Origin of the sequence: Ruegeria sp. (assembly GCF_028066395.1) — a bacterium.
In the GTDB taxonomy this organism is placed as follows: Bacteria; Pseudomonadota; Alphaproteobacteria; order Rhodobacterales; family Rhodobacteraceae; genus Ruegeria.
The window spans coordinates 22,091-25,831 of record NZ_JALCBM010000060.1; the positions used below are offsets into that span (position 1 = coordinate 22,091).

The 3,741-nt window shown below is 62.8% G+C and carries 6 protein-coding genes and 1 pseudogene; 2 read left to right on the plus strand and 5 right to left on the minus strand.

Going from position 1 to position 3,741, the window contains the following annotated elements; all coding sequences use genetic code 11:
* Positions 1 to 260 (plus strand): GNAT family N-acetyltransferase (locus MPJ51_RS16855; RefSeq protein WP_298389078.1); only part of this gene is annotated, 260 nt, incomplete at its 5' end.
* On the opposite strand, the gene MPJ51_RS16860 is transcribed toward MPJ51_RS16855, so the two are convergent.
* From MPJ51_RS16860 to MPJ51_RS16875, 4 genes are all read right to left on the minus strand, one after another.
* A complete protein-coding gene (locus tag MPJ51_RS16860) occupies positions 252 to 1,049 on the minus strand; it encodes a MaoC family dehydratase N-terminal domain-containing protein (protein ID WP_298389080.1) in 798 nt (265 codons plus the stop codon). The genes MPJ51_RS16855 and MPJ51_RS16860 overlap by 9 nt on opposite strands.
* A 40-nt stretch (positions 1,050 to 1,089) precedes the next feature.
* Positions 1,090 to 1,632 carry an NAD(P)H-dependent oxidoreductase gene (locus MPJ51_RS16865; RefSeq protein WP_298389082.1) on the minus strand — a complete coding sequence of 181 codons (543 nt, stop codon included), beginning with the start codon at positions 1,630 to 1,632 and terminating at the stop codon, positions 1,090 to 1,092.
* 137 nt (positions 1,633 to 1,769) lie between these two features.
* Positions 1,770 to 2,435, minus strand: coding sequence for an OmpA family protein (locus tag MPJ51_RS16870; RefSeq protein WP_298389084.1), 666 nt, complete (start codon positions 2,433 to 2,435; stop codon positions 1,770 to 1,772).
* A gap of 117 nt (positions 2,436 to 2,552) precedes the next feature.
* On the minus strand, positions 2,553 to 3,245 hold the full coding sequence (locus MPJ51_RS16875; protein ID WP_298389086.1) for a YafY family protein: 693 nt from the start codon (positions 3,243 to 3,245) through the stop codon (positions 2,553 to 2,555).
* A 104-nt stretch (positions 3,246 to 3,349) separates the two neighbouring features.
* On the opposite strand from MPJ51_RS16875, the gene MPJ51_RS16880 reads away from it, so the two are divergent.
* A complete protein-coding gene (locus MPJ51_RS16880; RefSeq protein WP_298389088.1) occupies positions 3,350 to 3,541 on the plus strand; it encodes a hypothetical protein in 192 nt (63 codons plus the stop codon).
* On the opposite strand, the pseudogene MPJ51_RS16885 reads toward MPJ51_RS16880, so the two are convergent.
* A pseudogene (locus MPJ51_RS16885) lies at positions 3,538 to 3,741 on the minus strand (RNA pseudouridine synthase); the annotation flags it as partial. The gene MPJ51_RS16880 and the pseudogene MPJ51_RS16885 sit on opposite strands and share 4 nt — an antisense overlap.

The window sequence follows — 3,741 nt, forward strand, 5'->3', positions numbered from 1 at the left end:
GCAAACCCGGTCGTCTGTATCTGAGCAAGCTTGCGGTGGACGCCAGCAAACGCGGCACGGGTCTGGCGCGGCAACTGGTCGATCTGGCCGGAACCCGCGCGCGGGCTTTGGGTTTTGACATATTGGAACTGAAAACCCGGGTCGAACTGGTCGAAAACCACGCTGCCTTTGCAAGGTTGGGATTTGTGAAGACCGGCGAGGCTGCACATCCCGGCTATGACCGCCCGACCTCGATCATCATGCAGAAACGGTTAGGTTAACGCCACGGCCTGCATGCACTGCCGACCATCCGGCCCACGCACCCACAGATCCGACCCGGCCCGACACAGAGTCGCTGTTTCATAGTGCATCAGGGGAGAGGATGCGCGGAAGGAAAACTGCCGCAAAGGGCCCATCAAATCCTCGGCCATCAGCATCAGATGCTGTGCCAGCAGGGGGCCATGCACCACAAGCCCGCCATAGCCTTCGACATCGCGGGCATAGTCCAGATCGTAATGGATGCGGTGACCATTGAAGGTCAGGGCCGAGTAACGAAACAGCAAGGTGCTATCGAACTCAACCTCGCGCTGGTCGGTCTCATCCGTTCGGGCAACAGGTGGGGTCGGGACGCGGGCGTCGGGCGCGGGGTCCTCGCGATAGACCAGATCCTGCCACTCGGTCAAGCACAGCGCGCCGTTTTGCCAATACTCATGGCGCAGGGTGACGAAGGCCAGCGGCCCGGTGCGCCCGGTCTTGGCCGTGGCACTTTCGCAGACCGAACGACGCTCGGCCCCTGTGCCCGCGATCAGGGGTGTGTGGAACTCCAACCGACCACCCGCCCACATCCGGCGCGGCAGGCCCATATCGGGGATCAACCCCTGCCCCACCAGCGGATGCCCGTCACGGCCCAACCGGTCAGGGGGTTGCGGAGACCAGAAATAGAGCTGATGAAAGAACGGCGGCAGGGCCGAGCCCGCACTGATCAACGGCACTTGCCCCAACGCCACCTGAAAGGCGGCGGCTCGGGCCGGGTCCAATACGTCGCGCTGGGTCTCGGTCTGTGTTTCCATCCCGGCAGACTAGGACCGCCGGGTCAGAGGGGCAAGCAGCCTAGCGTCCGAGCTCGGCCCGTAGTTTCTGCATCAGCGTGTGCAGGGATTTCTCATACCTGTCACTCGACAACCGCCCCTGTTCGTCGAATTCGTTCGAACTGTCGGCCAGATGGATTTCAGGACCTGACAGTACGCGCGGCTGGAACGGCACCAGAAAGGTGCGCAGCACCATCTGTGCCCGCTCACCCCCCGCGCGACCTGCTGCCGCCGACATCACCGCCACCGGCTTGTCCATCCACGGATGCCCTTTGGTGCGGCTGACCCAGTCCAGCGCGTTTTTCAGCACGCCGGACGGCCCCTTGTTGTATTCCGGGGTCGAGATGATCACCGCATCCGCCTGCGCGATCTGATCGGCCAGCAGTTGCACCTTGTCAGGGATGCCCTGACCCGTTTCGACATCGCCATCATAAAGCGGCAGGTTCAGGTCAGCCTCGATATAGGTGCCGGGTTCGAACAGCCGCGCGGCCTCGCGCATCAATTTGCGATTGGTCGCCTCGGCGCGCAAGGAACCGGACAGGGCAAGAAGGATCGGGTCGGACATCGGGGATACTCCGTCATTCAGGATTGGGACAGCTTACCCAATTCGGGCGCAAACCCCACCCCATCTGACGCACAGTCAGGGTGCGAAAAAAGGGGCGCGCAAATGCGGCCCCTTTTTCAATGCGTCAAAATTCGAAATCAGGCGCTGGGTACGATGATGATTTCGACCCGGCGGTTTTGCGCCTTGCCCGCAGGCGTCAGGTTCGAGGCGATGGGGTTGTTCTCACCCTGCCCGATCGTGGTGATGCGGGAATAGTTGACCCCGTTGGCCTGAAGGATACTGGCCACCGCACTGGCGCGGCGTTCGGACAGGCCCTGATTGTACGAGGCTTCGCCATCGCTGTCGGTGTGCCCAATGATCTGAACGTTCGAATTCGGGTAGTTCACCAGGTTCTGCCCGACCTTCACCAGATCAGACCGCAGCGCCGGGCGCACGGTCGCGCTGTCGGTGTCAAAGGTGATGTCGTTGGGCACGGTCACGATCAGGCGGTCGCCCGCATTGACGATGGTGATCCCGTCATTGGCCAGTTGCTGGCGCAGCTCTGCCGCTTGTTTGTCCAACTGATTACCGATCAGCCCGCCACCAGCGGCCCCGATGGCACCACCGGCCAGCGCACCCAGCAACGGGTCGGAATCATTGGCAATCGCGCCAACACCCGCGCCGATCAGACCCCCCAGCAAGGCGCCCTGTTTGGCGTTCTGGTTCGGGTCGCTTGGCAGGTTCAACGTGCCGGGGTCCGTACAGGCGCCCAGAAACAGGGCCGAACAGACGCTGGCCGCCAGGATACTCTTGGAAATCGTCATGGAATCACCTTCTGCTCCATAACCCGTTCGCCGGGTTCATTGATTTAAGGCACTATAGCACAAGGGCCGACAGGGGCCTCAAGCAACAAATCGGTGAAATCGGCGAAACACCGCCGCTCAGGCTGCGCCTGCCGGGGTGTCCCAGCGGTTCTGCTCCTGCCAGATCGCGCGCAAGGGTTGGCCCTGACCGCAGAAGTGATCGTCGGTCACATCGCAAGACCAGATCCGGTCGGTGCGGAAATGGCGAAACCCACCGCGCAGCTCGCACCAGGCGGCCAGCATGGTGCATTCGATGTGATAGATCAGCGCCACGGGGCGCACGATCCGCTCGGTCCGGTCATTGGCGGGATTTACATAGGTGATGCGCAGCTTCTGCTCGGCCCGGATCGCCTCGCGATATGTGGCGATTGAGATGCAGCCTTTCTCGGGATCGTCGGCGGGGGCACCCCACGGGGCAACCTGCAACCAATCGGCGGGCGCGCGCAGAGCCTCGATCTTGCGGCAGACCCGGTCGGCGGCCTGTTGCAACGTGCTGTCACCGGTGCGGGCCAGCATCGAGAGGCCGACCCACAGCGCCTCAACCTCTTCGGCATCGAAATTCAGCGGCGGCAGGTCATAGCCGCGCCGCATCAGGTAACCGACGCCTGCCTCGCCTTCAATCGGCGTGCGCTGCGCCTGCAGGGCGGCAATGTCGCGATAGACCGTGCGGACCGAGACCTCCAGCTTGTCCGCCAGCGTCTCGGCCGTGATCGGCGCATCGGTGGCGCGCAATATCTGGATGATTTCGAACAACCGGGTTGAACGGCGCATGTCAGACCTCCTGCAAACTGCTGACATCCTACCATACCCCCCTGACAACGGGCTGTCAGGAGTGTGGGCGCAGGATCAAGTGATCGCAAGACAGGAGATCACCGATGCCCCACCTGGACAACCACGTCATGATGACCCTGAAACTGGGCCGCTGGTCGCAGGATCACGCCTTGCGCGGGTTCGAGATTGAACGCGAACTGGCCGCCGCCCGCCACCACTGCGCCGACACCCCACGGGCGCGTCGCAGGCGGTTTTCACTGGGCAATCTGAAGATGTTATGGGTTAGCAGCGCCTAGAACTCGGCCGGGGCGCGGAATTTCATCGCCACGCCCCCTTCGGGGTTTTTCAGGCGCAGCTCCTCGGAATGCAGCATCAGCCGGGGGAAATCCCGCGCCGCCCCTTCGGCATAGAACGGGTCACCCAGAATTGGATGACCCAGCGCCTGCATATGCACCCGCAGTTGATGGGACCGGCCCGTCTTGGGAAACAACCGGAT

What these genes read in the sequence shown, in the direction of transcription:
- MPJ51_RS16860 (WP_298389080.1), bottom strand. Translation starts at nt 1,049, where the DNA reads ATGGAAACACAGACCGAGACCCAGCGCGACGTATTGGACCCGGCCCGA.
- MPJ51_RS16880 (WP_298389088.1), top strand. Translation starts at nt 3,350, where the DNA reads ATGCCCCACCTGGACAACCACGTCATGATGACCCTGAAACTGGGCCGC.
- MPJ51_RS16875 (WP_298389086.1), bottom strand. Translation starts at nt 3,245, where the DNA reads ATGCGCCGTTCAACCCGGTTGTTCGAAATCATCCAGATATTGCGCGCC.
- MPJ51_RS16870 (WP_298389084.1), bottom strand. Translation starts at nt 2,435, where the DNA reads ATGACGATTTCCAAGAGTATCCTGGCGGCCAGCGTCTGTTCGGCCCTG.
- MPJ51_RS16865 (WP_298389082.1), bottom strand. Translation starts at nt 1,632, where the DNA reads ATGTCCGACCCGATCCTTCTTGCCCTGTCCGGTTCCTTGCGCGCCGAG.